Below are 2,036 nucleotides of genomic sequence, written 5' to 3'. Positions count from 1 at the left end.
GGTGGCGTCCTCCCGAGCCCGCACGGCGCGGGGTTCGAACAGCTCGAGGCTCCGCAGGGCGACGGCGTCGAGCAGCAGGTACTCGCGGGGGTCGTACCGGGTGAGGTGGGTGTATACTCGAGGCGGGTGCCGTCGCGGTCGGCCGTCTCGGCCTCCCCGTCGGTCGCGTCCTCGTTCTCGCTCGCTCCCCCGCGGGCGTACTCCGCGTACTCGAGCAGGGCGCCACAGGCCCGGATCTCGGCGTCGCCGGCCAGCAGGGCGTCGGGCTCGCCGAAATAGCTCGAGACGGTCTCGGTCGCGCGCTCGAGGGCGAACGCGTCGGGATCGAACGGCGTCACCATGCAGTCCTCCGGGAGGGGGTCGCCGGAGGCGTCGGGGTCGACGACCGCCTCCGAGGGGTCGAACCGGCTCACCTCGTCGGCGATCGCCTCGCTCGAGGTCGAACTCGTCGCGAGGAAATCGCCTGTCGAGACGTCGAGCAGAGCCAGCGCCAGCGTCGGTTCAGCCCCATCGGCGCTGGCGAGCGCAGCCACGAAGTTGTTGTCGTCGCTCGCGAGCAGTTCGTCCTCGGTGAGCGTTCCGGGCGTGATGACGCGAGTGACCGCCCGCTCGACGACCCCCGGGGACTCGCCGGGCTCCTCGATCTGGTCGGCGACGGCGACCCGGTAGCCGGCCTCGAGCAGCTCCTCGATGTACGACTCGGCGTTGTCGACCGGAATCCCGGTCATCGGGTACTCCCCCGTGCTGTCCTCGCGGCTGGTCAGGGTTACCTCGAGCAGACGGGCGGTTCGCTCGGCGGCGCCGCAGAACGTCTCGTAGAAGTCCCCCACCTGAAAGAGCACGAGCGCGTCGTCGTAGCGCGCACAGAGGTCGTGGTACTGACGCATCATCGGCGTCAGCTCGTCGCGTTTCTCGGCCATCGCGTCTGGCGGGCCAAGCGCCGGATCCATACCCGCACTCGGCCGCTCGACGGGCAAATAGCTTGCTTCCCGGTTCGATCGAGCGCGGGCGCTATCGTTCGATGTAGTGCTCGAGGTGGTCCGTGCAGCCGGAGTTGAACGCCGTTTCGCAGTTCGGACACCGCGAGTCCGAGTCGAGGTACGCTGGCGCCGTCATCGCCGTCCCGCAGGCGCCACAGAGCACCGAGGGGTCGTCGAACCGGTCGCGCGGCCAGACGACCGCCTCGTGGTCGGCGACGGCTTCGTGGCAGCGAAAACAGGGGTAGTACCGCTCGCAGCAGCCGAAGCGGAACGCGACGACGTCGCGCTCGGTGCGGTAGTGTTCACAGCGCGTTTCGGGATCGACCTCGAGTCCGTGAACCGGGTGTTCGCCGACGAGTTGCACGGTCGTCTCGAGGGGAGTGTGAGGATTGACGGTTTCGGACGGGACGTCGTCGAAACGGGTGGACTGGAGAGTGATCGAGGGTCGAGAGCCGACTCGAGAGCGGGCGTCATACGGTTTCCTGTAAGTCATTGCCGGCGCAACCGCCGTACGGGTCGCGGTTGCGCCGGTACATCGTTACAGCAATCCGTATCAGGGGCTACTCGAAGGCCTTCGTGTCGCCGCGTCGGTAGCGACCGAGACGTCGGTACCCCTGGATGACGCCGTCCTCGTCGAGTTCGATCTCGTAGCGGCCGATGATGTCCTGAGTGTCGGGGACGGCCGACCGTTCGATGACTTCGACGACGGCGCGCCAGCCCTCGTCCATCGGCGAGATCTCGCTGACGCCGTCGAACTCGTGGCCGATGAGTTTGCCGGCCGTCGACTGGACGGTCTTTCGGATCGCGAGCACGCCGGCGATCTGGTCGTCCTCGTCGACGGCGCTCGTGTCGACGTCCTCGGGATCGGTCGCCTCCTCGTCGGCCATCTCGGCCGACTGGACGTCCTCCCCTGACTGGTCTTGGTCGTCGTCCTGGTCCTCCTGCTCCTGTTCGTCGGCTGATTGACTATCGCTCACGGTTGGATCACTCTCGTCGTGTTGATAACAGAACCCGTCGTCCTGGGCCGGGCGGGAGCACCGCTCCCCGTCCCCGGTG

The 2,036-nt window shown here is 67.8% G+C and carries 2 protein-coding genes and 1 pseudogene; all 3 read right to left on the bottom strand.

The window, feature by feature from the left end; all coding sequences use genetic code 11:
- Nucleotides 1-950 (bottom strand): annotated as a pseudogene (locus ACNA7R_RS19320) (DNA mismatch repair protein MutS); the annotation flags it as partial.
- A gap of 61 nt (nucleotides 951-1,011) precedes the next feature.
- Nucleotides 1,012-1,344: a CHY zinc finger protein gene (locus ACNA7R_RS19315; RefSeq protein WP_416285143.1), complete on the bottom strand. Its 333-nt coding sequence runs from the start codon at nucleotides 1,342-1,344 to the stop codon at nucleotides 1,012-1,014.
- A gap of 196 nt (nucleotides 1,345-1,540) precedes the next feature.
- A partial coding sequence (gene gvpO / locus ACNA7R_RS19310) for a gas vesicle protein GvpO, halophile-type (protein WP_416285142.1) occupies nucleotides 1,541-2,036 on the bottom strand: 496 nt, incomplete at its 5' end.

Origin of the sequence: Natronococcus sp., assembly GCF_047921035.1 — an archaeon.
GTDB lineage: Archaea > Halobacteriota > Halobacteria > Halobacteriales > Natrialbaceae > Natronococcus.
Note: the sequence above shows the minus strand (reverse complement) of the source record. Positions and strands in the feature narration are given on the sequence as shown.